Origin of the sequence: Streptomyces sp. NPDC050504 (assembly GCF_044458065.1) — a bacterium.
Taxonomy (GTDB): Bacteria; Actinomycetota; Actinomycetes; order Streptomycetales; family Streptomycetaceae; genus Streptomyces.
In genome coordinates this window covers 1,096,153-1,120,960 of sequence record NZ_JBITHO010000001.1, presented here as the reverse complement: position 1 = coordinate 1,120,960, position 24,808 = coordinate 1,096,153, and the positions used below count along the sequence as shown (strand labels likewise).

Annotated in this window: 19 protein-coding genes; 4 read left to right on the top strand and 15 right to left on the bottom strand. The window is 73.1% G+C overall.

From position 1 onward, the window contains the following. Positions 1–2: 2 nt before the first annotated feature. Positions 3–449 carry a hypothetical protein gene (locus ACIBNE_RS04590; RefSeq protein ID WP_399269435.1) on the top strand — a complete coding sequence of 149 codons (447 nt, stop codon included), beginning with the start codon at positions 3–5 and terminating at the stop codon, positions 447–449. A 21-nt stretch (positions 450–470) separates the two neighbouring features. Here the strand turns inward: ACIBNE_RS04590 and ACIBNE_RS04585 are convergent, their stop codons facing one another. The 8 genes from ACIBNE_RS04585 to dxs form a co-directional block, all read right to left on the bottom strand. After that, on the bottom strand, positions 471–2,819 hold the full coding sequence (locus ACIBNE_RS04585; RefSeq protein ID WP_399269433.1) for a germacradienol/geosmin synthase: 2,349 nt from the start codon (positions 2,817–2,819) through the stop codon (positions 471–473). Positions 2,820–2,909: 90 nt separating this feature from the next. Beyond that, complete coding sequence (locus ACIBNE_RS04580) at positions 2,910–4,337, bottom strand: family 2B encapsulin nanocompartment shell protein (protein ID WP_399269431.1); 1,428 nt, start codon at positions 4,335–4,337, stop codon at positions 2,910–2,912. An 82-nt stretch (positions 4,338–4,419) separates the two neighbouring features. After that, positions 4,420–5,499, bottom strand: coding sequence for a polyprenyl synthetase family protein (locus ACIBNE_RS04575; RefSeq protein WP_399269429.1), 1,080 nt, complete (start codon positions 5,497–5,499; stop codon positions 4,420–4,422). Between the two features lie 74 nt (positions 5,500–5,573). After that, positions 5,574–6,434: a geranyl diphosphate 2-C-methyltransferase gene (locus ACIBNE_RS04570; RefSeq protein WP_399269427.1), complete on the bottom strand. Its 861-nt coding sequence runs from the start codon at positions 6,432–6,434 to the stop codon at positions 5,574–5,576. A gap of 75 nt (positions 6,435–6,509) precedes the next feature. Then, positions 6,510–7,793, bottom strand: coding sequence for a family 2 encapsulin nanocompartment cargo protein terpene cyclase (locus ACIBNE_RS04565; protein WP_399269424.1), 1,284 nt, complete (start codon positions 7,791–7,793; stop codon positions 6,510–6,512). 323 nt (positions 7,794–8,116) lie between these two features. Beyond that, the gene (locus ACIBNE_RS04560) at positions 8,117–9,541 is read right to left on the bottom strand and encodes a family 2B encapsulin nanocompartment shell protein (protein WP_399269422.1); all 1,425 of its coding nucleotides are present in this window, start codon (positions 9,539–9,541) and stop codon (positions 8,117–8,119) included. A 57-nt stretch (positions 9,542–9,598) separates the two neighbouring features. Next, positions 9,599–10,759, bottom strand: a complete 1,161-nt coding sequence (gene ispG, locus ACIBNE_RS04555) for a flavodoxin-dependent (E)-4-hydroxy-3-methylbut-2-enyl-diphosphate synthase (RefSeq protein ID WP_399269420.1) — start codon at positions 10,757–10,759, stop codon at positions 9,599–9,601. After that, the gene (dxs, locus tag ACIBNE_RS04550; RefSeq protein ID WP_399269418.1) at positions 10,756–12,678 is read right to left on the bottom strand and encodes a 1-deoxy-D-xylulose-5-phosphate synthase; all 1,923 of its coding nucleotides are present in this window, start codon (positions 12,676–12,678) and stop codon (positions 10,756–10,758) included. Before dxs ends, ispG begins: the two co-directional genes overlap by 4 nt. Before the next feature lie 424 nt (positions 12,679–13,102). On the opposite strand from dxs, the gene ACIBNE_RS04545 reads away from it, so the two are divergent. Further along, positions 13,103–14,482, top strand: a complete 1,380-nt coding sequence (locus ACIBNE_RS04545; RefSeq protein WP_399269416.1) for a hypothetical protein — start codon at positions 13,103–13,105, stop codon at positions 14,480–14,482. Positions 14,483–14,512: 30 nt separating this feature from the next. Here the strand turns inward: ACIBNE_RS04545 and ACIBNE_RS04540 are convergent, their stop codons facing one another. After that, positions 14,513–14,665: a hypothetical protein gene (locus ACIBNE_RS04540; RefSeq protein WP_399269414.1), complete on the bottom strand. Its 153-nt coding sequence runs from the start codon at positions 14,663–14,665 to the stop codon at positions 14,513–14,515. Between the two features lie 215 nt (positions 14,666–14,880). Here ACIBNE_RS04540 and ACIBNE_RS04535 point away from each other — a divergent pair, with 215 nt between their 5' ends. Continuing rightward, on the top strand, positions 14,881–18,030 hold the full coding sequence (locus ACIBNE_RS04535; RefSeq protein ID WP_399269412.1) for an ATP-binding protein: 3,150 nt from the start codon (positions 14,881–14,883) through the stop codon (positions 18,028–18,030). On the opposite strand, the gene ACIBNE_RS04530 is transcribed toward ACIBNE_RS04535, so the two are convergent. The 5 genes from ACIBNE_RS04530 to ACIBNE_RS04510 all read right to left on the bottom strand — a co-directional run bounded on the left by ACIBNE_RS04530 (position 18,011) and on the right by ACIBNE_RS04510 (position 23,176). Beyond that, positions 18,011–18,847, bottom strand: coding sequence for an ABC transporter permease (locus ACIBNE_RS04530; RefSeq protein WP_399269410.1), 837 nt, complete (start codon positions 18,845–18,847; stop codon positions 18,011–18,013). The two genes, ACIBNE_RS04535 and ACIBNE_RS04530, sit on opposite strands and share 20 nt — an antisense overlap. After that, entirely contained in the window at positions 18,844–19,830 is a 987-nt protein-coding gene (locus ACIBNE_RS04525) for an ATP-binding cassette domain-containing protein (protein ID WP_399269408.1), read from the bottom strand. The genes ACIBNE_RS04530 and ACIBNE_RS04525 overlap by 4 nt, the downstream gene beginning before the upstream one ends. A gap of 90 nt (positions 19,831–19,920) precedes the next feature. Then, complete coding sequence (locus tag ACIBNE_RS04520) at positions 19,921–20,451, bottom strand: hypothetical protein (RefSeq protein WP_399269406.1); 531 nt, start codon at positions 20,449–20,451, stop codon at positions 19,921–19,923. Positions 20,452–20,479: 28 nt separating this feature from the next. Next, positions 20,480–21,049, bottom strand: coding sequence for a hypothetical protein (locus ACIBNE_RS04515; RefSeq protein ID WP_399269404.1), 570 nt, complete (start codon positions 21,047–21,049; stop codon positions 20,480–20,482). Between the two features lie 183 nt (positions 21,050–21,232). Then, positions 21,233–23,176, bottom strand: coding sequence for a collagenase (locus ACIBNE_RS04510; protein WP_399269402.1), 1,944 nt, complete (start codon positions 23,174–23,176; stop codon positions 21,233–21,235). 341 nt (positions 23,177–23,517) lie between these two features. Between ACIBNE_RS04510 and ACIBNE_RS04505 the strand changes: the two genes are divergently transcribed. Then, entirely contained in the window at positions 23,518–24,162 is a 645-nt protein-coding gene (locus ACIBNE_RS04505) for a dihydrofolate reductase family protein (RefSeq protein ID WP_399269400.1), read from the top strand. 37 nt (positions 24,163–24,199) lie between these two features. On the opposite strand, the gene ACIBNE_RS04500 is transcribed toward ACIBNE_RS04505, so the two are convergent. Beyond that, positions 24,200–24,787: an O-methyltransferase gene (locus tag ACIBNE_RS04500; RefSeq protein WP_399269398.1), complete on the bottom strand. Its 588-nt coding sequence runs from the start codon at positions 24,785–24,787 to the stop codon at positions 24,200–24,202. Between the last annotated feature and the right edge of the window lie 21 nt (positions 24,788–24,808).

The window sequence follows — 24,808 nt, the reverse complement described above, 5'->3', positions numbered from 1 at the left end:
CGGTGTTCGAGTTGCTGCCGGGGACGGGGCTCGCGCTGCCGCGCGGCGCGGGTGTGTTGCGGTTCGGGATGCCCGAGCGGGAGGCCCAGTGGGCCGTCGCGACGCTGGCGGACGTGCGCGAGACCTGGATCTGCCAGGCGGGTTGGGCCTTCGCGGCGCGCTACGAGGGGCTGGACCTGCTCGTGTACGGCGACTGCGCGGACCGGTCGGGCCGCGACGCCCACGACAGGGCCGGGCTGGACGCCGTCCACCTGTCCCGCGCGGAACCCGGGCCGACCGGGCCGTCCGCGGTGCCGGTGGTCCTTCGCGGCATCGACGTGTTCGGCTACCCGGCGGCGGAGGTGCGGGACGCCCTGGGGGACGACCCGCACGCCACCGTACGCCTGACTCCGCCCGGCTCCCCCGGCTACCTGGCGTCCGCGCACCTCTCGTCCGGCCCCCGCCGGTGAGGGGCCGGGGCCGACACGGCCTCACGGTGCCCGGAGTTCGCGGACGCGCCTTCCGACGGGGGCCAGGGACTCCGTGAGGCGCGCCGCCGACGTGCCGATTCCGCTCGGGCCCCCCAGCAGGCGTGCCAGGGTCGTGCTGAGCGTGTTGGTGACCGTCACCGGGTTGGTCGGGCGGCCCACCGGGCGTTCGTACTCCGGCTTCCGGTAGCGGTCGACCTCCATGTGCCAGGTGTGGATCGAGGAGAGCCAGTTCTCCAGGTCCCGCGCATAGGTGTCGAGCGCCGCCCTCGCCTCCTCGTCCAGGTCCAGGTCGTCGCAGAGGGCGGGCAGTTCGTCGGCCACGATGTGCTGGAACTCCTCCGTGCGCGCGTTCATCAGGTCCACGCACATCGCGAGCGCCGTCGCGTGGTCGCAGTCGAAGAACGTCCGGACCACCAGCAGCAGGTTGTGGAACTCGCCCTCGTGCTCGATCTCCTTCGGGTAGGAGAAGATGTCGTTGATGATCCACGCCGCGTCCACCGCGGCGTGCGCCAGCGACCGTACGGGCCCCGCCTCCCACAGCTCCGGGGGCATGGCGTCGCCGTGGGCCAGTTGGTTCAGCGCGGTCGTCAGTTCGGAGCCGAAGGTGGTGCGGCGCATCTCCACGTAGTCCACGGGATCGGGGACCCGGTTGAGCGCCTGGTTGTCCAGCTCCCACAGCCAGCTCGCGAACATGACGCCGACGGCGTCCTTGAAGGTGGCCCTGGCGGCGAGGTCCATCGGCGCGGCGGTCCGCACCCACAGGTCGTACAGGCCCCGTTCCAGCGCGGTCGTCATCTCGGCCGGCCGGGACAGGTCGAGGCGCATGCAGTCCGACAGCCGCTCGTTGCACGCCTTGGCCGCCGCCAGACCGCGCGTGCGGCCGAACACCTGGGGGTAGAGGTCGTCCGCGTACGTCCCCCAGGCCAGCCATCCCGAGGCCACTTCGAGGTCGGCGAGCGAGAATTCGGGGTGGATGCCCGCCGCGCACAGGGCGAAGTCCCCGGCCACGAGGCGGCCCTCGTCCCAGACGTGGGGCTGCCCCGGGAGGCCGTACTCCGGTTCCAGGATGCCCACCTCGTGGCCCCAACGGACCAGCCCGCGACGGGCTTCGTCCAGGTGCGGGTTGAGGCGGGTGCGGAAGGGCATGGGCAGTTGCGGGATGCGGTGCTCCGCCGTGTCCTGGTGCGGGAGGCCGCCCAGGCCCCTGGCGCGCTGGCCGCCGCGGTCGCGGAGCGCCCTTCGGATGCCCAGCGAGCCGGTGCCGAGCCCGCCGGGGCCCGGCGCCGGACGGTGTCCAGGGTGCTGTCCGGGCAGGCGCGCGGGCGGGTCCTCCGCGCCGAACGGCCCGGCCCGCTCCCCCGCGAAGGCGCTCGTGTAACGGCTGGAGCGCAGGTGCCACTCGTGGCCGCCGGACTGCCAGTCCTGGAGGCCCTTCACGTACGCCGCCACCCGCGCCCAGTCCAGCGGCGCAGCCCCGTGCTCGACCAGCGTCGGGGCCACCTCGGTGAGCGCGGTGTGCTCGAACTGCTGGAGGCGGGAGGTGAGGAGTTCGTTGACGGCGTCGGCGGCCTGCGGGGTGGTGCACCCGAGGAAGTTCTCGAAGACCAGCACCCCGTTGGAGAGTTCGCCCTCGCTGCCGGTCTCGCGCTGGTAGGAGAAGAGGTCGTTGCGCAGGTGCACGGCGTCCGAGAAGGAGTCGCGCAGCACCCGCAGCGCCCTGGATCCGCTGACCGCCTCCGGCACCTCCGCGCGCACGGCGAACTCCACGAGCCCCGCCGACCAGGGCGCCCCGCCGACCTTGCGGCGCTCCGCGATGTACTCGACGGGGTTGGAGATCCGCTTCGCGTTGATGTTGGACAGCTCCCACAGCGACTCGTACAGCAGCTCCTTGGTGCTCTGCGTGAAGCGCTCGCGCCAGTGGTCCGACATGGCGGGGACCGTCCTGGCCCACAGGTCGGCGAGCCCGGCCTCGACCGGGTTGGTGATCTCGGGGAAGCCGTCGGCGAGGTCGGCGGGCATGAACCGGAACAGCCGGTCCAGGTACGCCTTGCCGCCCTCCCGGTCGCCGGTGCGCTTGAAGACCTCCAGGAAGTGGTCGTCGAAGAAGAACACCCAGACGTACCAGTCGGTGATGGTGTCCAGGTCGGCGGCGGTGGCGTCCGGGTGGGTGTAGGCGCACATCAGCCCGTAGTCGTGGGCGTCGAGGTCGCTCTCCTCCCAGATGCCCGAGCCCTCCGTCATCCCCATCTCCAGGGCCCACCGCCGGGAGTGCCGACGGGCCCGTTCCATGTGGGGGTTGAGGCGCGCCGGGTACGGAACGTAGAACTCGGGCATCGTGAACTGCGGCATCGTGGACTCCTGACTCCCCGCCGCGGACCGGCGGGGCGTGCGTGGCGGGGAGGGGGCGGATGGGCGGAAGGAGCCGGACCGGGGCGGTCTTCACGCCCCCCGCGGCGCCGCGATGTCGACGTTCTCCAGGATCCCGATCGCGTCGGGCACCAGGATCGCCGTCGAGTAGTAGGCGCTCACCAGGTAGGAGATGATCGCCTGCTCGTTGACGCCCATGTGGCGGACGCTGAGGCCCGGCTCGTACTCGTCGGGCAGTCCCGTCTGGGTCAGGCCGATCACGCCCTCGTTGTCCTCGCCGGTGCGCAGGGCGATCACGGAGCTGGTCGAGAAGTCGCTGACGGGGATCTTTCCGCAGGAGTAGAACGGGACGCCGCGCCAGGCGGCCACGGAGCGCCCGTCGACGACGGCCGGATCGGGGTACACGCCGCGCTTGTTGCACTCGCGGTGGAACGCGGCGATCGCCTTCGGGTGGGCCAGCAGCAGGTCGGTCCCGCGCCGCATGCTCAGCAGCTCGTCGAGGTCGTCTGGGGTGGGCGGCCCCGACCAGGTGTTGATCCGCTGGTCGTAGGCGGCGTTGTGCAGCAGCCCGAACTCCCGGTTGTTCAACAGCTCCCACTCCTGACGCTCCCTCACCTCCTCGACGGTGAGCCGCAGTTGGTGCTCGGTCTGGTTCATCGGGTCGTTGTAGAGGTCGGCCACCCGGGAGTGGATCCTCAGCACGGTCTGGGTCAGGCTCAGTCCGTACTCCCTGGGCCCCGGGTCGTAGTCCACGAAGGTGCCGGGCAGGCTGACCTCGCCCTCGTGGCCCGCGCTCAGCAGGACCTCGGCCTCGCCGTGGCGGTTGACCGCGCGCCGGGAGTCGCCGACGTGGCGGGCGATGTGGGCGTGGAAGTGCGGCGCGCGCTCCAGGAGTCCCTGCACGTAGGCCAGCGGCAGCACCATGACGGTGCCCGAGGTGGCGGCCCGCAGGGTGCACGACCACCGCGGTTCGTCCCTGAGCAGGGCCTCCTCGCCCAGGTGGTCGCCGTCGGCCAGCATGCCGAGCGACTCGGTGGTGCCGTAGGGGCCGGTGCGGGTCTGCTCCACGCGCCCGTGGGCGATCAGGTACACCTCGTCGATCGGCACCGACTCCTCGGCGATGAGCTGGCCCTCTCGGACGTCGCGCGGGGTGAACAGGGACGCCAGTTCCGCCAGCAGTTCCTCGTCGTCGAAGCCCCGCAGCACGGGGATCTCGGTGAGCGTGGCCGGGACCACGCGCACGTCGTCGGCGCCGTTCTGGACGAAGCGCACCCGGCCCCGCCCCACGGCGAGCGACAGCCGCCGGTTGACCCGGTAGGTGCCGCCGGACACGTTCGCCCACGGCAGTTTGCGCAGCAGCCACCGCGAGGTGATGCCCTGCATCTGCGGTTCGGACTTGGTGGTGGTGGCCAGCTTGCGCGCGGCCTCGGTGCTCAGGCTCTGCCGACGGGGGGCGTTGCCGTTGAGACTGACGGAGTCCAGGGAGGTGTCGATGGACATGGTGTCTCCTCAGTTCGCCTGGATGGGGACGGGTGGACCGGGAGTTGCGCCCGCGCGGCCGGACGGGGGCGGACCCGGCCGGTCAGGTGGCCCTGCGTACGGCGGCGTCGGCGAGGCTCCGCAGGGCCTCGGCGGCATCGGGCCGGAACCCGGAGCGCTCCAGCGCCGCGAGTGCCTGCCGGTGGCGGCTCTCGATCATCTCCTCGACGGTGTCGCGGGCCCCGGTGGCGACGAGGACCGCCCGCACGGACGCCGCGCCGGTGTGGGTCAGGCCCGGTCGGCCCAGGTGGGTTTCGAGCACCGTGCGCTGCCGGGGCGTCGCCCGCCGCAGGGCGAGCACGATCAGCGGGGTGTGCTTGCCCTCGCGCAGGTCGTCGAGGATGGGTTTGCCGGTGTGCGAGGGGTCGCCGAAGACGCCGAGCAGGTCGTCACGGAGCTGGAACGCCTCCCCCAGCGGGATGCCGAAGTCCGAGCAGGCGGGCAGGAGCCGCTCGCCCGCCCCCGCGAGCGCCACGCCGGCCTGGAGGGGGCGTTCGACGGTGTAGTGGGCCGTCTTGTAGCGGGTGATGGCCAGCGCCGTGTCCATGTCGTCGCTGGGCGTGCCGGTGGAGAGCAGGTCGAGGTACTGGCCGAGGAGCACCTCGCGCCGGGTCGCGTCCACCACCGGCAGCACCGCGTCCCGCTCCCGCTGCGAGAGCCCGGCGTCGCGCAGGAGCTGGTCGGACCAGACGAAGGTCAGGTCGCCGAGCAGGAGCGCCGAGCTGGAGCCGAACCGCAGGGCAGCGCGCGGTCCCTGGCTCGCCCGCAGCGCCGCGAGGGAGCGGTGGGCGGTGGGCACGCCCCTGCGGGTGGCCGAGGCGTCGATGATGTCGTCGTGGATGAGCACGGAGGCATGCAGCAGTTCCAGCGAGGCGGCCAGGTGCAGTACGGCCGACCGGCTTCCCGTGCCGCCCGCCGCGTGCCAGCCCGCCACGCACAGCAGGGGCCTGATGCGCTTGCCGCCCGCTTCGACGAATCCCCGCAACGTGGCGACGAGCGGGGCGAGCCGGGGGTGCGGGACGGTCCTTTCGAGGGTGTCGAGATAGCCGCTGAGCGTCGCGTCGACGGCGGCCCGGACGTCGTCCAGGTCGAGCGCCGCCGACGCCAGGGGGGTGGAGGGCATGGCGGTTTCCCTTTCCCCTCCGCGCGGGCCGGAGCCGTGTCACGGCCCGCGCGGAGGGTCGTCGTGGCCGGGTCTCACACCCGGTCGGCCGCGATGAGCAGGTACTGGAAGCTGCCGTTCTTGTACGCGGTGAGGAACGCGTCCTCGATGCCGGTGACCAGCGAGGACTTGGCGCGCAGCTCCCAGTACGGGATGGTCGCCTCGGTGAGGTCGACGACGGCGACCGGCACGAGCCGGTTGTTCGCCATCTCCTTGAAGTAGGTGCTGCGGGGGTGGATGTCGCAGATGTAGTGGGCGTTGATCTCGCTCACGGCCCGCGAGGGCAGCCCGTAGGTGTCGTTGTAGCAGCCGGTGATGGTGACGTACCGGCCGCCGTGGCGCAGGAGGCGGGCGTACTCGGCGAAGAGCAGCGACAGGTCGACGTACATCGTCGACTCGTTGTTCCAGATCGAGCGGAACGAGCCGGTCTCGAAGCCGGAGTCGAGCATGTTCTTGAGGTGGTACCCGACCTTGTCCCCGACGCCGCGCTTCGCGGCCTGTTCGTTGGCGAAGTCGACCTGGGTGCGGGAGATCGAGATGCCGTCCACCCGGCAGCCGAAGCGCTGGTGGGCGACGAGGCTGCCGCCGCCGCGCCCGCAGCCCGAGTCCAGGAGCCGGTCGCCGGGGGCGACGTCGCCGAGGTGGTCGGCCAGGAAGTCGGCCTGGGCGCATTCGAGGCGGTGCAGTTCGGCGACGATGCGCTCGTCCCGGGTCTCCTCGGGGCCTTCGAGCACGGACCAGTCGGCGTCGCCGATGCCGTAGTGGTGGTGGTAGTAGCCGTCGACGTCGCCGAGGCGGAGGTTCACGGGGTTCTTCTCGCGGTTCCAGTAGTCGGCGACCGACCGCTGGTAGGGGCTGACGAGGGCGCCGGCGGGCGAGACGTCCTGCACGGTCATGAGGGGGTTCCTTTCGGTGTGCGCACGGGCGCGGGATGAAGGGTGCGGGGTGCAGGGTGCGGGGTGCGGGAAAGGTCAGGAGACCGGGTCCGGGTGGTAGCGCTTGCTGCTGGCGTGCCAGGTCTTGCCGCCGCCCATCCAGGCCCACAGGCCCGCCAGGAAGCGGCCGAGCAGCGGGGTGCCGGCGGCGGCGAGCGCCGCGGACTCGGCCTCGACGTAGCGCATCAGCTCGTCGTGGAAGTCCGCCGTGCGGTCCACCGCCTCCTGGAGCGAGCAGCCGTCCTCGGCCATCAGGACGCGGGGCATGCTGTAGTCCAGTTCGTTGATGCGCTCTTCCTTGTCCAGCGAGTGGATGTCGTTGACGAGGACGCTGCACACGCCCGCGGTCGCGACGACGCGCCGCACCCGGGGGTCGAAGTACTCGTGGGGCGGGACCTCGTAGCCGCCGACCACGTCGGTGAGCACCATGCAGGGGCAGAAGGCGTTCTCCCAGCGGTGCAGCAGGAACTCCCACACCGGCGGCATGCGCCGGGTGATCTGCCACTGGGCTTCCTGGTTGTACGCGACGAACATGATGGCCAGCTCGTGGCGGAGCCGGAACACCTGGACCGAGGTCCCGTACCGGGCCAGGTTGGTCCACGAGGAGCGGATCGCGCGCAGCACCCGGTCCCCGCGCAGCACTTCCTCGTACTGGCTCAGGTACGGCGGCGGGGGCAGCCGTGCCGGGGACATGGCGCCGTACGCCAGGGCGAGGCGCGGCCCCAGTTTCTCCGGCTCGGGCTCGGCCTCGTCGCCGTCCTGGTAGAGGTCGTCGACCGCCCACTCGGCGACGGCGCACATGCCTGCGGCGGCGAGCCGGTCCACGTCGTCGCTGTCGGGGTGGCAGAGCATCATGAGCCGGCCGAAGCCCGCGTCGCGCATGCGGCCGAGCTGGTCGGGCGAGGCGTCCGGGTCGATCTCCTCGCCCCACCACCGTACGAGGCGGTCGTCGACTGCGTCCCCGAGGGCGGGGTCGTCGCGCAGTGCGTCGGGGCAGTACAGCTCCGGGATGCGCGCCTTCGAGGAACCGACGGTGCCACAGTGCCCGGAGGCGGCTGGGTCGCCCCGGGGGGACCCGGTGGGGACACAGGGAGGTCGGTCCCCACCGGGCGCTGTAGCCCCCGGAGTACGGCCGTGGAGGGAGCGCAGGGACGAGGTGCCGAGTCCCGTGGGCCCGGAGAGGAGCCGCACGAGGGGGTGGGAGGGGTCGGCGGCGCCCCCCGGCAGGGAGCCGAGCAGCCCCGGCACGACACCGAGCAGTCCGAGGGCGGCGCCCCCGTCGCCGGGGACCGGGGGTGTGCTCCGGGGCGCGTCGCGCACAGCGGCTTCGGTCGCCCCCGGGGCGGGCATCGGTGCCCCGGGGGCGGGTTGTGGGGCGCGCCGGGCGGCGTTCCCGGTGCTTCGGGGCGCCGGGGGCGTCCCCGTGCGGCCCGCCGCGCCTCCGGCCGGGCGCACGGGCGGCCTGAGCAGCGGCACCGAGGACTTCGGGACGGACGCGGTACCGGGGGCGGACGTGACCCCCGGGGCCGGGACGGACGCGGTCCGCGGAGCCGGTACGGCACCGCGCTTCGCGCCCGACCCCGCCCGGGGCCCCGGGAGCGCGCCGCCGCTCCCGGGCCCGTGCGGACGGTCCTGTGCGGCCGTCATGACCTGCGTGCCGCGACGTCGACGTTCTCCAGGATCCCGATCGCGTCGGGGACGAGGATCGCCGTCGAGTAGTAGGCGCTCACCAGGTAGGAGATGATCGCCTGCTCGTTGATGCCCATGAAGCGGACGTTGAGCCCCGGCTCGTACTCCTCCGGGATGCCGACCTGGTGCAGCCCGACCACGCCCTGGTCCTCCTCGCCGGTGCGCAGCGCCACGATGGAGCTGGTGTGCGAGTCCGTGACGGGGATCTTGCCGCACGGGAAGATCGGCACGCCGCGCCAGGCGGGCACCTCGTGCCCCTCCACCAGGGTCGAACCGGGGTTGAGGCCCCGCTTGTTGCACTCCCGCAGGAACGCGGCGATCGCCTTGGGGTGGGCGAGCAGCATCCGCGTCTTGCGCCGCATGCTCAGCAGGTCGTCGAGGTCGTCGGGGGTGGGCGGTCCGGACCAGGTGTTGATGCGCTGGTCGTAGGCGGTGTTGTGGAGCAGCCCGAACTCCCGGCTGTTCAGCAGCTCCCACTCCTGACGTTCCCTCATTTCCTCGATGGTCAGCCTGAGTTGCTGTTCCAGCTGGTTCATCGGGTCGTTGTAGAGGTCGGCCACCCGGGAGTGGACCCGCAGCACGGTCTGTACGACGCTCAGCTCGTACTCGCGGGGGTCGAGGTCGTAGTCGACGAACGTGCCGGGCAGCGTGGGCTCCCCGGAGTGGCCCGCGGCGACCTCGACGTTCGCCTCGCCGCGCCGGTTCGTCGGGCGGCGGGAGTTGACGACGTACCGCTCGATGTGGTCGGCGAGGGCCTGGTTGCGGGTCAGCAGGTCCTGGAAGGCCCGCCAGGACAGCGCCATCAGGGTGCCCGACGTGGTGGCCTTCACGGTGTGCAGCCAGAGCGGGTCGGCGTGCTGGCCCAGCGCCTCCTCGCCGATCTGGTCGCCGTCCGCGATGACGCCGAGCAGTTCCTCGGTGCCGTACTTTCCGGTGCCGTACTTGTTGAGGCGGCCGTGGGCGATGAGGTACGCCTCCTCGACGGGCGTGCCGGCCTCCGTGAGCACGTCGCCCTCGCGGAAGTCGCGCACCGTGAACTTCGACGCCAGCTCGGCCAGGAGTTCGTCGTCCTCGAAGCCGCGCAGCACCGGCACCTCGCGCAGCGTCTCCGGCACGATCCGCACGTCGTCCGCGCCGTTCTGGATGAAGCTCACCCGGCCCCTGCCGACCGCGAGGGACAGCCGCCGGTTTACCCGGTAGGTGCCGCCGGACACATTGGTCCAGGGCAGCATGCGCAACAGCCACCGGGAGGTGATGCCCTGCATCTGCGGGGCGGTCTTGGTGGTGGTCGCGAGGTTGCGGGCGGCCTTGGTGCTCAGGCTCAACCGGCGCTGTTCGTCGTGGGGTTCGGTGGTGATGGGCTCCTGCTGGATGGTCATGACGGATCTTCCTCCCTGTGGTTGATCTCCATCGGTCCGTGGGGCGGGCGGGCCCTCTCACGCGCCCTGCCGTTGCGCCCCTTCGGCGTCCGTGTCGGCTCCGGTCTCTTCCTCCGCGGCCGCGGCGAGTTTCAGCGCCTCGTCGAGCAGCGCCTCGACGATTTTCGATTCGGGCACGGTGCGCACGACCTCGCCGCGTACGAAGATCTGGCCCTTGCCGTTGCCCGACGACACCCCGATGTCGGCCTCGCGGGCCTCGCCCGGACCGTTGACGACGCAGCCCATGACGGCCACGCGCAGTGGATGGGGGAAGCCGTCGAAGGCGGCCTCGACCTGGTTGGCGAGCCGGTGGATGTCGACCTGGAGCCGTCCGCAGCCGGGGCAGGAGACGATCTCCAGCTTCCTGGGGCGCAGGCCGAGCGAGGCCAGGATGTGGCAGCCCGCCTTGACCTGCTCCACCGGCGGGGCGGAGAGCGAGACGCGGATGGTGTCGCCGATGCCGTCGGCGAGCAGCACCCCGAAGGCGACCGCCGACTTGACGGAGCCCTGGAACGCCGGGCCCGCCTCGGTCACGCCCAGGTGGAGCGGGTAGTCGCAGTGTTCGGCGAGGAGCCGGTAGGCGGCGATCGTCGTCAGCGGGTCGTGGTGCTTGACCGCGATCTTGATGTCGCGGAAGCCGTGCTCCTCGAAGAGCGAGCACTCCCACAGCGCGGACTCCACCAGCGCCTCTGGCGTGACCTGGCCGTACTTCCTCAGCAGGCGCGGGTCGAGCGAGCCCGCGTTGACGCCGATCCTGATCGGCACGCCCGCGTCCGAGGCGGCCGCGGCGATCTCGGCGACCTTGTCGTCGAACTTCCTGATGTTGCCGGGGTTGACGCGCACGGCGGCGCAGCCCGCCTCGATGGCCTGGAAGACGTACCGGGGCTGGAAGTGGATGTCGGCGATCACCGGGATCGGCGAGCGGGCGGTGATGCGCGGCAGGGCGTCGGCGTCGTCCTGCGAGGGCACCGCGACCCGCACGATGTCGCAGCCGGCCGCCGTGACCTGGGCGATCTGCTGGAGGGTCGCGTCGACGTCCGCGGTGAGCGTGGTCGTCATGGTCTGTACGGAGACGGGCGCGCCGCCGCCGACCGGGACGGGGCCCACGTGGATCTGCCGGGACGAGCGGCGCTCGGCGGTGCGGGGGCGGGTGGTGGGCAGGCCCAGGTCGATGGTCATGGCCGGGTCTCCTGTTCCTGTCGCGACGGCCGGGACTCCTGGTCCTGGTGCCTGGGTTCCTGCTCCTGATGGGGGCGGCCGGCGCGGGCGCGCAGGACGGAGTGGACGATTCCCGCGGGGTGGAGCCCGGCGGCGGCCAGGAGTTCGGCGCGGGTGCCGTGGGGGGTGAACCTCCCGGGCAGGCCGAGGACGCGTACGGGCACGGTGGATCCGGCGTCGGACAGGGCGCGGGCGACGGCGGTGCCCGCGCCGCCCGAGCGGGTGTTGTCCTCGACGGTGACGACCAGCCGGTGGCGGGCGGCGAGCACGGTCAGCTCGGGCGGCACCGGCAGGACCCAGCGCGGGTCGGCGACGGTGACGCCGATGCCCCGGGCGGCCAGTTGGCGGGCCGCGTCCAGGGCGGCGCCCGCCAGGGGGCCGACGGCGACGAGCAGGACGTCGCGCACCCCGGACTCGTACAGCACGTCGACGGGGCCCGTGCGGTGCAGCGCCGGTACGGGAGTGTCGACCGCCGCCTTCGGGAAGCGCAGCGCGGTCGGTCCCGACCCGTGGGCGACGGCCTCGCCGAGCAGTTCGCGCAGCCGGTCCGCGTCGCGGGGCACGGCGACGCGCATGCCGGGCACCGCGCCGAGGATCGTCAGGTCCCACATGCCGTGGTGGCTGGGCCCGTCGGGGCCCGTGATGCCGGCGCGGTCCAGGACGAAGGTGACCGGCAGGCGGTGCAGCGCCACGTCCATCAGCACCTGGTCGAAGGCCCGGCCGAGGAACGTGGCGTACACGGCGACGACGGGGTGCAGCCCGGCCATGGCCAGGGCCGCCGCGGACGTCACCGCGTGCTGCTCGGCGATGCCCACGTCGAAGAAGCGTTCGGGGAACCGGTCCCGGAAGCCGCCGAGGCCGGTGGGCCCCGGCATCGCGGCCGTGACGGCCACCAGGTCGCGCCTGGCCTCCCCGACGCGGACCAGTTCGTCGCCGAACACCCGCGTCCACGTGGGCGCGCCGCCCGGTGTCCTGGGGCGGCCCGTCGCGGGGTCGAGCACGCCCACGGCGTGCATGCGCTCGGCGCGGTCCGTCTCGGCGGGGGCGTACCCCTTGCCCTTGACGGTCACCACGTGCACGACCACCGGTCGGCCCGCCGCCTTCGCGACGCGCAGGGCCTCCTCGACCGAGGGCAGGTGGTGGCCGTCGACGGGGCCCACGTAGCCGAAGCCGAGGAGTTCGAAGAGGCTGTCCGCTACCGGCAGCGGGGTCGGCACGCCCGACGAGCGGCCGTTCCCGGTGAGCCAGTCCTGCATGGAGCGTTCGCCGCGCAGCCGCTGGAGGTGGTCGGCGAGGGCGCCGACGGTGGGCGCGTACGAGCGTTCGTTGTCGTTGAGCACGACGACCACCGGGCGGTCCCGGTGCGCGCCGATGTTGTTCATCGCCTCCCAGGCCATGCCGCCCGTCAGCGCCCCGTCGCCGATGACGGCGACCACGGCGCGGTCCGTCTCGCCGGTCAGCCCGCGGGCCTTCGCCAGGCCGTCCGCGTAGGACAGGGCGGTGGAGGCGTGGGAGTTCTCGATGACGTCGTGCGCGGACTCGGCGCCCGAGGGGTAGCCGGAGAGCCCGTCGCGCTGCCGCAGGCCGTCGAAGAGCGCCGCACGGCCCGTCAGGAGCTTGTGCACGTAGGTCTGGTGGCCGGTGTCGAAGAGCAGCGTGTCGCGGGGGGACGCGAAGACCCGGTGCAGGGCGAGCGTCAGCTCCACCACTCCCAGGTTCGGCCCCAGGTGCCCGCCCACCGCGGTGACCTTCTCGACGAGCAGTGCGCGGATCTCGTCGGCGAGCGCGCCCAGCGCCTCGTACGACAGCGTGCGCAGCGCCTCGGGGCCTTCGACCTCGGTGAGCATGGGGTACGTGAGGGAGGTGGTGGACACGGTCATCGGGGCCTCGCAGCGGGGGGGGGGACGGCGGAAGGTGCCCTGGGGGCCGGGTCCTTCCATGAAGCACCCGGCCGGGTACCGGGGGGAACGGCCCCGGAAGCGTGGCGGCGCCAACGCGAACAACGCTTGTGCACAAGTGAATTCGGCTGGCCGCCCGCTCGGCGGGACGCCTCCGGCGCACGGGGTGGTGCGCGTCCGCATCAGGAGCAGAAGGAGGGCGCGCGGAGGCGAAGAAGACCCGCGCGACCTGCCGCCGTGGGACGCTGACGGCTTCGCCCGCGTCCCTTCGAGCCCGCGTCCGCTTCCGTGCCGCCGCCGCGCCGCGCGGGCCGAACCGTCCGGGCCCGACCCCTTCCCAGTCGTCAAGCCCGGCACCGCACGGGCCCGCATGTCCTTGGTACTTCGCCGGAGGAAGGGCCGCCACATGTCACGCCACGACCCCAACCACCGACTCGCCGCGCTGCTCAAGGAAGCCGACTGGAGCGCCGCCGATCTGGCCCGAGCGGTCAATTCCCTGGGCGCGGCCCAAGGGCTGGACCTGCACTACAGACGCACCGCCGTGGCCCACTGGCTGGCGGGTTCACACCCCCAGGGCGCCGTGCCGCACCTCGCCGCGCAGGCGTTGAGCCAGCGCATCCGCCGCCTCGTCCCCGTCGAGGACACCGGGCTCACCCCTGCCGTCCGGGAACAGTTGCTGCCCCGGCCCACTCCTTTCCAGGAGGCCGATCCCGTGCTCCGCCTCAACACCCTCGCCAGGGACGACGCCGACCCGGCGCGCCGGGGTTTCCTCGCGCGCACGGCCTACACGCTGACCGCCGTGGCGCTCCCCGGACTGCCCGCCCGCATCCCCGCCCAGTGGGCGGGCACCGAGCAGCGGACAGGGGCCGAACAGCGCGTCCACAGCGCCGACATACAGGTGCTCAAGGACATGACGCAGACGTTCGCCACGCTCTGCGACCGCTACGGCGGCGCCCACGCCCGCACCGCGCTCGCCGCCTACCTCGCCGACGACGCGACGAGCATCGCGTCGGCCCCCGCGCCACCCGTGCTGCACCGTCAGATCCTGGTCCAATGCGCCCAGTTGACGCACCTGCTGGCCAACATGACGACCGACGCCGGGCATCAGGGCCTCGCCCAGCAGTACTACCGCGCGGCGCTCTCCCTCGCCCTGAACGCCGACGACCACACCAGTTACGCCGTCACGCTGCGCGCCATGAGCTCCCAGGCGCTGCGCCTGGGCCACGCGCACCACGCGCACGGCCTCGCCCGAGCCGCGGCCGACGCGGCGGGCCCCGACGCCACCCCCGCCACGCGTGCGTTCCTGCTCGCCCAGCGCGCCCTGACGAGCGCGGCGGACGGGGACCGCAGGGGCGCCCTGGCCGACCTGGCGGCGGCCGAGCAGGAGCACGGCAGGGCGACCAGCCCGCCTGGGCCCTTCTCCGCGTACCCCCAGGCGGGCCTGGAGTACCAGCACGCCCAGACCCTGTACGCGCTGGGCGACCGCCGCGGCGGACTCGCGGCGCTGCGGGACGCCGCGCGCCACCGTCCCTCGTCCCGGCGCAGGCTCTACGTGCTGACCCAGGCGAGCCTCGCCGACCGGCTGCTGGACGCGGGGCACCTGGAGGAGGCGTGCGTCCACCTCCACTCGCTCCTCGACCACAGCAGCCAGCTCCGCTCGGCCCGCGCCGACAAGGCGCTGGCCCATCTGTCGCACCGGCTGCGGTCCTTCCCCCGGCAGCGGCAGGCGGCGGAGGCGCTGGAGCGCACCCGCGAGCTGTGGGCGGCCCGGCCCTGCCTGGCCTGAGTCCGGCCCCGCCCGGCCCCGGGCGCGCGCTCACCGCTCCGCGCTCCCCGGCTCGGGCGCTTCGGGCAGCTCGGGGAACCCCGGCACGGCCAGCGGGGCGTACGGGGCCGCCAGGTCGTACACGGCGGACGGGTCGTACGCGACGGCCGGAGCGTACGGAGCGGAGCACAGGACAGGGCACACGGGATCACAGCAAGGGACGGGAGCGGGTTCGTCGGCGCCCGGTGGCACCGCTCGCACCGACAGGGTTTCCAGAGCGAAAGGATCGTCCATACGGCATTCATGCGTAACGGCGCGTGATGATCCGTGCAGGCGCCCCGTACCGTCCGGCACGGACACCCGGACGGAGTGCGCCACCGCCCCGGCGCCGCCCCTCCGGACTTGGCTACTCTGCACGGATGGCCATCGACCTGACCCTGCTGCCGCGTGTCGCCCACCGCGGGCAGGAGGTCACCGCGCCCCGGGTCCGCGGCCTCGTCGCACTGCTCGCGGGCGACCTGCGGGCGGGGTGCAGCACCGAGCGCCTGGTCGCCGGGCTGTGGCCGGACGCGCTGCCGCAGCGGCCCGGCAAGGCGGTGCAGGTCCTCGTGTCCAGGGCGCGCGCGCAGCTGGGCGCCGACGTCATCGCCAGCACGCCCACCGGGTACCGGCTCGCCCTCGCCGCCGACCGCGTCGACAGCTCCGCCCTGCTGCTGCACGCCGCCGCGAGCGCGGCCCTGGCCGGGGCCGGGGAGCACGCGGGCTCGCTGGCCGAGGCGGAGGCCGGTCTCGCACTGTGGGAGGGCGCGCCCGTGGAGCCCGGCGGGGGCGACGACCCCGTGGCCGCGCTGCGCGCCGCCCGCGCCCCCGTGCGCGGGGCGCTCGTACGGGCGCGGGCCCTCGCGCTCGCCCGGCTCGGGCGGTACGCGGCGGCGGCCGGGCCGCTGGCCGAGGTGGCGGCGGAGCACCCCCGCGACGAGGAGGTGCTCGCCGAACTGCTGCGCTGCGAGGCGGCGACCGCCGGTCCCGGGGCCGCGCTCGCGCGCTACGAGTCGTACCGCCGCGAGCTGCGGGACCGGCTCGGCGCCGACCCGGGCGCCGGACTCAAGGCCGTACAGCGTCAGTTGCTGCGCGACGAGGCGCCCCCGGTCCGGCACGGCGTGCCGCACGAGCCCAACCCGCTGCTGGGACGGGAGGAGGACGTCGCCGCGGTGGCGCACCTGCTGCGCGCGTCCCGCGCCGTCACCGTCGTCGGCCCCGGGGGCCTGGGCAAGACCCGGCTCGCGCACGCCGTGGGCCGCGGGGCCGAGCAGCGCGTCGTGCACTTCGTGCCGCTCGCCGGGGTCACCGCCGACGCGGACGTGGCCGCCGAGGTGGCCGCCGCGCTGGGGGCGGGCGAGGGGCGGCGCGGCGCCGTGGGCGACCGCGCCCCGGCCGACCCGGTGACCGGCATCCTCGGCGCCCTGGGCACGGAGCCCGCCCTGCTGGTGCTCGACAACTGCGAGCACGTCGTCGGGGGCGCGGCCGATCTCGTACGCGCCCTGGTCGCGTCCTCGCGCGACCTGCGGCTGCTCGCCACCAGCCGGGCCCCGCTCGGCCTGGCGTCGGAGGCGGTGTACGCGCTCCCCGCGCTCGGTCCCGACACGGCGGCCGAGCTGTTCGCCCAGCGGGCCAGGGCCGCCCGGCCCGGCGTCCTGCTGCCGCCCGACGCGGTGGCCGAGCTCTGCCGCCACCTCGAAGGCCTGCCGCTCGCCGTGGAGTTGGCGGCGGCGCGGGTGCGGGTGCTGTCGGTGCCGGAGATCGCGCGGCGCATCGGGGACCGGTTCGCGCTGCTGCGCGGCGGGGCGCGGGACGCCCCGGAGCGCCACCGCACGCTGCACGCGGTCGTCGAGTGGAGCTGGAACCTGCTCGGCCGGGACGCCGGGGCGGCGCTGCGCACGCTGTCCGTCTTCCCCGGCGGCTTCAGCGGCGCGGCGGCGGAGCACGTACTGGGCGGGGACGCGCTGGTCCTGCTGGAGCAGCTGGCCGGCCAGTCGCTGCTCACCGTCGCCGACACCCCGCTCGGCGTGCGGTTCCGCATGCTGGAGACCGTGCGGGAGTTCAGCGCGGCCCGCCGGGACGAGGCGGGCGAGGAGGACGGGGCGCTCGACCGGTTCCTCGCCTGGGCGCGGGAGTTCGGCACCGCGCACCACGACTGGCCCTTCGGCCCCGAGCCGTTGGCGGCCCGGGAGCGGATCGGCGCCGAGCAGGACAACCTCGTCCTGGCCCTGCGGTACGCCCTGGACCGGGAGGACGGCCCCACCACCGCCGCGCTGACCGCCGTGCTCGCCGCCCTGTGGCTCACCGACTCCAACTCGCCCCGCCTCGCGGCCCTCGCCACCGACACGGGACCGCCGCTGTCCCGCTACCGCCCCGAGGCCGAGTACGTCGAAGTCACCCGCGCCGCCCTGGTGTTGTGCACCGCGATCCTGTTCATGGACTACGGCCGGGGCTCCGCGCGCCATCTCGTCGCCCTGCGCCGCCTGCCCCAGGCGCCGCCCGACACGCTGCTGCGCGCCGCCGCCGTCGTGCTCGGCGCGATCCCCGAGATGCGGCCGCCCGACTACGCGGCGCTGCGGCGGCTCTGCGCGAGCGGGCGGCCGCTGCTCGCGGGCATCGCCGAGTGCGTCGCCAGCTACGTCTGGGAGTACGAGCACGACGCCGACCGGGCGCTCGCGTCGGCCCGCCGGATGATCGCCGCGCTGGCACCGGTCGACAGCCCGCCGCTCCAGGTCATGGGCCACTCGCGGCTGAGCGAGCTGTGCCTGGAGACGGGCGAGGGCGAGGGGGCGTACGCGGCGCTGAAGGCGGCCCTGGACCTGCTGCCCAGGCTCGGCGACGAGCACGACTACATCGGCATCCGCTGGGCTCTCGCCCTCGCCTGCCTCCAGCGCGGCGACCCGGACGAGGCCGAGCACTGGGCGCGGCGGGCCCAGAGCGGCGGCGCGCCTGCCACCAGCGCCTTCTACGGCCCCGATCTCGGTGTGCGCGCCGAGATCGCGCTCGCCAGGGGACGGGTGGAGGACGGACTCGGGCTGTGGCGCGCGGCCGTGGCGCGGCTGCCGGAGACGGCGGGCGCGCTGCCCGGGGGCGATCCGTGGGGCGATCCGTGGGCGCTGGAGATCCAGTCGGCCGCGGTGACGGCGCATGCGCACGCCGGGCGGACCCGGCTCGTCGCACGGACCGCGGACCGGCTGCGGGAGCGACTGGGGACGATGCTGCGGGACCCGTCGGACGTGCGGGCCGCGCCGGGGCAGCTGCCGGTGATCGGGACGGTGCTGCACGCGCTCGGCACGACCGGGCTGGCGACCGGTGGCGGGGGCGGCGCGGAGGCCGTACGGACGGTCGCGCTGGCCGAGCGGCTGCGGGTGCTGCGCGGGTTCCAGCCGACGATGTCGGCGGCCCGCGCCCGGCGCGCGGCCGAGGACGCCGACGGGGCGGCGTACGCCGACGCGGTGTCGGAGTACGCCGCCGTGGGGCGGGACGGGCTGCGGGAGGCAGCCCGCGCGCTCATCTCGGGTCGCGGTTGAACAGCGAGACCGACCAGTAGTGGCCGAGCGCGGCGAGGCCGACGCACCAGGCGACCGCGGCGATGCCGTTGTCGCCGATCCCGGTGCCCAGGAGCAGGCCGCGCAGGGTCTCGATGGCGGGGGTGAACGGCTGGTACCTGGCGATCGGCTGGAACCAGCCGGGCATCATTTCGATGGGGACGAAGGCGCTGGAAATGAAGGGCAGGACGAGCAGCGGCAGCGCGTTGTTCCCCGCCGCCTCGGCGTTCGGGCTGGCCAGGCCTATTGCGACGGCGATCCAGGTGAACGCCGTGGCGACCAGGGCGAGCAGTCCGAAGGCCGCCAGCCACTCCAGGGGCGTGGCGTCCGTGGACCGGAAGCCGATGGCGACGGCGACCGCGCCGACGAGGACGACGCTGATGACGGCCCGCAGCACGCTGCCGACGACGTGCCCGACGAGCACGCAGCTCCGGTGGATCGCCATGGTGCGGAAGCGGGTGATGATGCCCTCGGTCATGTCCATGGAGACGGCCACCGCGGATCCGGCCGGGACGCTGCCGATGGTCATCAGCAGGATGCCCGGGACGAGGTAGGCGACGTACGCGGAGCGGTCGGCGTCACCGCCGCCGATGCCGGCGCTCATCACGTCGCCCATGACGTAGACGAAGAGCAGCAGCATGACGATCGGCATCAGCAGGACGTTCAGGGTGAGCGAGGGGTAGCGCAGCGCGTGCAGGAGGTTGCGGCGCAGCATCGTGTTCGAGTCGCGCACGGCGAGGGCGAGCGGGCCCGCGCCGCGCGACCGGGCCGCGGGGCGCGCGGAGGTCGCGGGGGTCATCGGACGGCCTTCCCGGTCTTGTCGGTGCCGCCGGTCAGGGCGAAGAACACGTCGTCGAGGTCGGGGGTGTGCACGGTCAGTTCGTCGGCCTCGATGCCTTCGGAGTCCAACCAGTCGAGTACGGAGCGCAGTTCGCGCTGGCTGCCGTCGCTGGGGACGGTCAGCGCCTGCACCTCGTCGTCGGCCGTGGAGCCGCGCAGGGCGCTCGCGGCGAACGCGTAGGCGGACCGGTCGGCGAACCGCAGCCGCACGTGCCCGCCGGGGACGATCCGCTTGAGCTCTTCGGCCCTTCCCTCGGCGGCGATCCGGCCGTCGCTCAACACGGCGATGCGGTCGGAGAGTTGGTCGGCCTCTTCGAGGTACTGGGTGGTGAGGAAGACGGTGGCGCCGCCGGACACCAGTTCCCGGACGATGCCCCACATGGTGCGCCGGCTGCGCGGGTCGAGGCCGGTGGTGGGCTCGTCGAGGAAGATGATCCCGGGGTCGCCCACGAGCGTCATGGCGATGTCGAGGCGGCGGCGCATGCCGCCGGAGTAGGTGGCGGCGGGTCTCTTCGCGGCCTCCACGAGGTCGAAGCGCTCCAGGAGTTCGGCGGCGACCCGCCGTCCCTCCCGCTTGGACAGGTGGTGCAGATCGGCCATGAGGAGCATGTTCTCCTCGCCGGTGATCAGTCCGTCGACGGCGGAGAACTGCCCGGTGACGCCGATCGCGGCCCGTACGGCCTGCGGTTCGGCGGCCAGGTCGTGGCCCGCGATCCGCGCCTGGCCGCCGTCTGCGGTGATGAGGGTGGACAGGATCTTCACGACGGTGGTCTTGCCCGCGCCGTTGGGGCCGAGCAGGGAGAAGACGGACCCGGCGGGTACCGCCAGGTCGATGCCGTCGAGGACGGTCTTGCCGCCGTAGGACTTGCGGAGCCCGGTGGCCGATACGGCGAGCGGGGGCGGCGCGCTGGGCCGTGCTGTCGGTGCTGCCTTGGTCGTCATGCCGCAGAGGTTGCGGCGGGGCGGACTCAGTACGGCTTCAACGCGGTTTCAGCGCCCTGGAACCGCGCTCGGCCGCCTTGCCCCGGCGGGCTACTCCTGCGGTTCGTGGCGGGCGGTGCGCCATGCCTCGTCGAAGGCGGCGCGGCTGATCTCCATGGGCGCGTACTGGGGGTCGAAGAGGTCAAAGGGCGGGTTGAACAGCCAGTCGTCCACGCCCGTGCGGACGGCGTCGCCGTCCGGGCCGATCTCGACCTCCCGCACCTTCCGTCCGTCCGGGCCCAGTTCCAGCAGGCAGACCTGGTCGTCGCCGTCCTCCAGCCAGCGCAGGTGCACGAGCTCCCGCCCCACCAGGGCGCCGAATCCCGGCTGGTCGCGCTGCGCCTCGCGCTGGGCGCGCAGGTCGGACAGGGGGTTGGGGTGCGGTGCGTCGATGTGCACCTCGTCCAGGGACCAGGTGCCCGCGCGCGCGAGCGCGTCCGGATCCGTGACCACCTCGACCTCGGCGCAGTTCTCGACGACCTCCTCGGCGGACCGCGCCCACACCCACCACCACAGGCCGCCCATCCCGTAGTCGTGGAGGACCAGGAAGCGCCGCTTTCGCGTCTCGTTCGGCTGTTTCACGGTGCGCAAGCGTACGGGGTGGTGGCGCTCACGCCGCCAGGTGGTGCTCTCCCCTGCGGCGGCGGTGGTACGCGACGCCGAGGGCGATGGTGACGGGTCCCCACAGGGCGATCGGCGAGACGCACACCGTCGCGAGTGCCTGCCACGCGCCGCTGGTGTAGCCGACGCCTTCGACGATGCCGTACACGGTGAGGTTGCGGCCTTCGCCGAGCGGGACGTTGGTGAACAGCGCGGTGAGGATCAGGCCGCCGACTACGGCGGGGACGGTCGCCGCCGCCGGCCGGACGGGCCTGCCACCGATGAACGGGATCCACGAGGGCGCCACTTCGCCCCAGCCGCGCACCAGTCCGACGGTCAGGATCGCGATCACTTCGCTGAGGACGCTGAGGGCCAGGACGTAGGGGATGCTCACCCAGTAGTCCGGCATGCCCCCGTCGTGGATCTGCCCCATCTCGAAGTGCAGGGCGAAGGGGAGCCGCCAGAGGCACGACGGCAGCAGGATCAACGGAAGCGCGTAGGCCAGGCGCAGCGCCCAGCGGGGGACCGGCCGCGCGGTGTCGTTGACGGGCGGGGGCGTGTGGATGATCTTCAGGGCCATGGCTCCATCCTGGTGCGGCACCGCGGGCCGGGGATCATCCGCGCGGACCGTCCCCCTCGCCCGTGCGGGGGAGGAGGCGGGAGCCGTGGTACCGGTGGCGCCCCGGACACGACGGTGCCCCGTCCGTTGTTCACGGACGGGGCACCGGGTCGAGCGGTACGTGTCAGACGGTCGTCGTGCGTCCTACAGCTGGGCGGTGCCGCACTCGCCGGCCGCGCACCGGCTCAGCCAGTCGGCGAAGTCGGCGTCGTAGCGGTTGCCGATCGTGCTGGTGAGGAAGGTGCGGGCGGCGTCCCAGTCACCGGCGCGGTAGTGGCCGAGGAGGGTGGCCACGTCCTGCGGGTGGGACTGGATCAGGTAGCGGACGGCCAGGTAGCCCCACTGGTAGACGCGGGTGGAGTCGGCGTTCTGGTAGGTGGTGTCGAAGAGCTGGCTGAGGCGGTAGGTGTTCTTGCCCGCCTCGGCGACCGCCTTCTCGTAGACCTCGTCGCGGTAGGAGTAGGAGATGTACTCGGCGAAGCCCTCCACCCACATCACGGTCGGCGTGGTCATGCCCGCCTCGAAGTCGCCGTACATGTTGTAGCGGCCGTCGAGGTAGTGGGTGTACTCGTGGTTGAGGTTCCAGATCTGGAACTCGGGGCGCACCCAGTCCGCCTCGTAGGCGATGAAGCGCGGCAGGTTGCCCGCCTTGGAGGGGTCGCCTTCCAGGTACATGCCGCCGTTGTTGGTGTCGATGCCGAAGATGATCCCGGCGTACGTCCGGTAGTCGGCGCTGGAGTCGAAGACGACCACTTCGAGGGTGGTGTTGTTGTCGTCCTTGACCGGGCCGTTGTCCTTGACCACGCCGTGGAAGAAGGCGTCCTGCTTGAGCAGGCTGTCGCAGGAGGCGGCCAGCTCGGCCTCGGACACCTGCTGCGCGACGATGTTCAGCGACGGGCCGCAGGAGTGCTTGACGGTGAGCACGGCCTCACGGAGCCGCTTCTCCAGGTCGCACGTACCGTAGGTGGAGCAGTTCTCCTTGTCGTAGTAGTACGTGGCCCCGGCCAGGGCGACCCAGAGCGGGGCGGTGGGACCGGTGATGGAGCTGCGGGCGAGCAGTTCCTTGACCAGCGGGGTGGCGGCGGGCCTGATCGCGTCGTGCTGGAGGAAGCGGCCCAGTTCGAGGCCCGAGTTGCTGACCAGGTAGGACTTGTCGGTGCCGAGCAGCTTCTCGTGCTTGACGGCGAAGTCGCGCAGCAGGGTCAGGACGCTCGGGTCGGCCTGCACGGCGGAGACGAACTCCGGCACCTGGTGGCCGCGGAAGAGCACGGTGAAGGTGTTGTTCACCGCGGCGGTCATGTACCAGGAGCTGTCGTACGAGGAGTCGTAGGCGTTCAGCAGGCGCTTGACGACGCTGTTGAGGAAGCGGGCGTTCTCCTCGGCGCTGTCGACGAGGATGACCGCCTCGGACAGGGTCGCGCCGTTGGCGTCGGTGACGTCGAAGGCGCGCGGGGAGGCGAAGAAGGTGTCGAGGCCGCCCTGGATCGCGCTCTTGAGGGCGGGGCCGTAGTCACCGACGGTGTCGGCCTGTCCCCACTGCACGTAGTAACCGGCGCGCAGGTAGAGCACCACCTGGGCGGCCGACGTGGTGTTGTCACCGGGGTAGTTGGCGGCGACGTCGCGCAGCGCGTTCGCCACCGTGACCATCTGCTCCTCGCGGAACAGGGACTTTGCGTCCGAACCGGTCACCGTGAACAACGAGTTGATGCAGTCGGTTTCCGAGTCCTTGATCTGCTGGACCAGGGCGCCACCGGTCTTCGACGCGAAGTCGCTGACGTTGCAGGCCGCGGCGGACTTGGGGCCGATGTCGACGCGGGCGCGCCGCAGGGCGTCCTTGGTGCCGCGCTGCGGCGACAGCTGGGGGTCGGCCGCCTTGCGGTCGGCGGCCCGGGTGGTGGCGGGGGCGAGTGCCTCGCTGTCCGCCGTGGCGCTGGCGGGCAGCGGGCCGGGCTGCGAACTCGGCCGCGGGGCCTTGGTCTTGGCCTCGGGTCCGACTGCGGCGGCCTGCCCGGTGGGGGTGAGCAGGCCGAGCCCCAGACAGGCGACCAGGGCGGCTATCAGGACACGTGCGAGGTCTCGCACGGTCATTGTGGGGGAACTGCGCATGCTGAAGGGCCTCCAGAATCGTGCGGCCGTGCGTGGGGGCACGGCGTGGGGGGACGCGCTGAACGTGGCGGCAGAGGGGGAGGTCAGGCCCCCGGGACTGCCGGGATCACGAACGGCGCGGATGTAAAATTGCACACTTCACATGGCAACGGAAGGGGCCCGTGGGGAACTCATTGACTGATGGGGAGTCAGACACCGTCACCGCTCAGGGTCTTGCGGCCGGGCTGACCAGCCCGGACGTCTTCTTCTCGGCAGCAGCGATGAGTTTTCCCGATGCACGTAGTCTCACTGTCGACCGGATCGACTCCGCACGAAGGAAGCCCATGGAACAGCTGCTGCGGGTACAGAACTTCAACGTCTCGGCCGACGGTTACGGTGCGGGCGAGGGCCAGAGTCTTGAACGGCCCTTCGGGCACGCCGACCCGGGAACCATGTTCTCCTGGGCCGGTGCCACGGCCAGCTGGCCCAACCGCACCGAGCCCGGCGGGAGTCGCGGGCTCGACGACTACTTCACCCGGGACTTCGCCCGCAACATCGGTGCCGAGATCATGGGCCGCAACAAGTTCGGCCCCCAGCGGGGGCCCTGGCTCGACCACGACTGGCAGGGCTGGTGGGGCGACGAACCCCCGTTCCACACCCCGGTGTTCGTCGTGACCCACCACCCGCGTCCCTCGTTCACGCTCTCCGACACCACGTTCCACTTCGTCGACGCCGACCCGGCCACGGTCCTCGATCAGGCCCGCGAGGCCGCACAGGGCAAGGACGTCCGGCTCGGCGGCGGGGCCACCCTCATCAGGCAGTTCCTCGACGCCGACCTCGTCGACACCTTGCACGTGGCGGTCTCGCCGGTGGAACTCGGCTCCGGAGCACGCCTGTGGGAGTCTCCCGACGAGCTCCTCGACCGATTCCACTTGGAGATCGTGCCCAGCCCTAGCGGGGTGAAGCACCACCTCTTCTGGCGCAAGTGATCAAAGCGGGCGCACTCGGGGCGCGGGCCGGGGCGCGTCAGGCGCGACGCGTCGCGACGAGCGCCGCGCTGCTGGGAGTGGTGAGCACTTCGGTGGCGGCCAGGGCCCGGTGCGTCAGGTAGAACAGCCGCAGTTCGTCCGCCTCGCCTTCGAACCTGGGCGGCCAGTGAACCGACGGCGTGAAGTCGTCCAGGAGCAGGATGCCGCCGGGGGCGAGCAGTTGGACGACCCTCTCCGGGTCGTCGCGCTTGCCCCCGCCGTCGCAGAAGAAGACGTCGAACGGGGCGTGCCGCTCCAGCAGCCGCCAGTCCCCCGTGACGACGTCGACGCGCTCGTCGTCCGCGAAGAGCCCGGCGGCCCGCCGGGCCAGTTCCCCGTCCCGCTCCACGGAGACCAGGCGGGCGCCGGGGCCCAGTCCGCTGTGCAGCCAGGCGGTGCCCACGCCCGAGCCCGTGCCGCTCTCCGCGACGGTTCCGCCCGGTTTCGCGGCGGCGGCCAGTGCGAGCAGCCTGCCCACCTCGGGAATGCAGCTCTTCTTGAACCCCAGTTCGGCCGCGATGCGCTCCGCGGCCGTCACCCGGGCCGGACGGGCGCGCTCCGCCGCGGTCGTCTCCACGTCACTCATGATCCCCACGCTAACCGCCAA

Excerpts from the sequence above, each read along its gene's own strand:
- ACIBNE_RS04505 (WP_399269400.1), top strand. The coding sequence starts at position 23,518 with ATGGAACAGCTGCTGCGGGTACAGAACTTCAACGTCTCGGCCGACGGT.
- ACIBNE_RS04560 (WP_399269422.1), bottom strand. The coding sequence starts at position 9,541 with ATGACCATCCAGCAGGAGCCCATCACCACCGAACCCCACGACGAACAG.
- ACIBNE_RS04525 (WP_399269408.1), bottom strand. The coding sequence starts at position 19,830 with ATGACGACCAAGGCAGCACCGACAGCACGGCCCAGCGCGCCGCCCCCG.
- ACIBNE_RS04580 (WP_399269431.1), bottom strand. The coding sequence starts at position 4,337 with ATGTCCATCGACACCTCCCTGGACTCCGTCAGTCTCAACGGCAACGCC.
- ACIBNE_RS04570 (WP_399269427.1), bottom strand. The coding sequence starts at position 6,434 with ATGACCGTGCAGGACGTCTCGCCCGCCGGCGCCCTCGTCAGCCCCTAC.
- ACIBNE_RS04585 (WP_399269433.1), bottom strand. The coding sequence starts at position 2,819 with ATGCCGCAGTTCACGATGCCCGAGTTCTACGTTCCGTACCCGGCGCGC.
- ACIBNE_RS04500 (WP_399269398.1), bottom strand. The coding sequence starts at position 24,787 with ATGAGTGACGTGGAGACGACCGCGGCGGAGCGCGCCCGTCCGGCCCGG.
- ispG (WP_399269420.1), bottom strand. The coding sequence starts at position 10,759 with ATGACCATCGACCTGGGCCTGCCCACCACCCGCCCCCGCACCGCCGAG.
- ACIBNE_RS04545 (WP_399269416.1), top strand. The coding sequence starts at position 13,103 with ATGTCACGCCACGACCCCAACCACCGACTCGCCGCGCTGCTCAAGGAA.
- dxs (WP_399269418.1), bottom strand. The coding sequence starts at position 12,678 with ATGACCGTGTCCACCACCTCCCTCACGTACCCCATGCTCACCGAGGTC.
- ACIBNE_RS04535 (WP_399269412.1), top strand. The coding sequence starts at position 14,881 with ATGGCCATCGACCTGACCCTGCTGCCGCGTGTCGCCCACCGCGGGCAG.
- ACIBNE_RS04530 (WP_399269410.1), bottom strand. The coding sequence starts at position 18,847 with ATGACCCCCGCGACCTCCGCGCGCCCCGCGGCCCGGTCGCGCGGCGCG.
- ACIBNE_RS04510 (WP_399269402.1), bottom strand. The coding sequence starts at position 23,176 with ATGACCGTGCGAGACCTCGCACGTGTCCTGATAGCCGCCCTGGTCGCC.
- ACIBNE_RS04575 (WP_399269429.1), bottom strand. The coding sequence starts at position 5,499 with ATGCCCTCCACCCCCCTGGCGTCGGCGGCGCTCGACCTGGACGACGTC.
- ACIBNE_RS04515 (WP_399269404.1), bottom strand. The coding sequence starts at position 21,049 with ATGGCCCTGAAGATCATCCACACGCCCCCGCCCGTCAACGACACCGCG.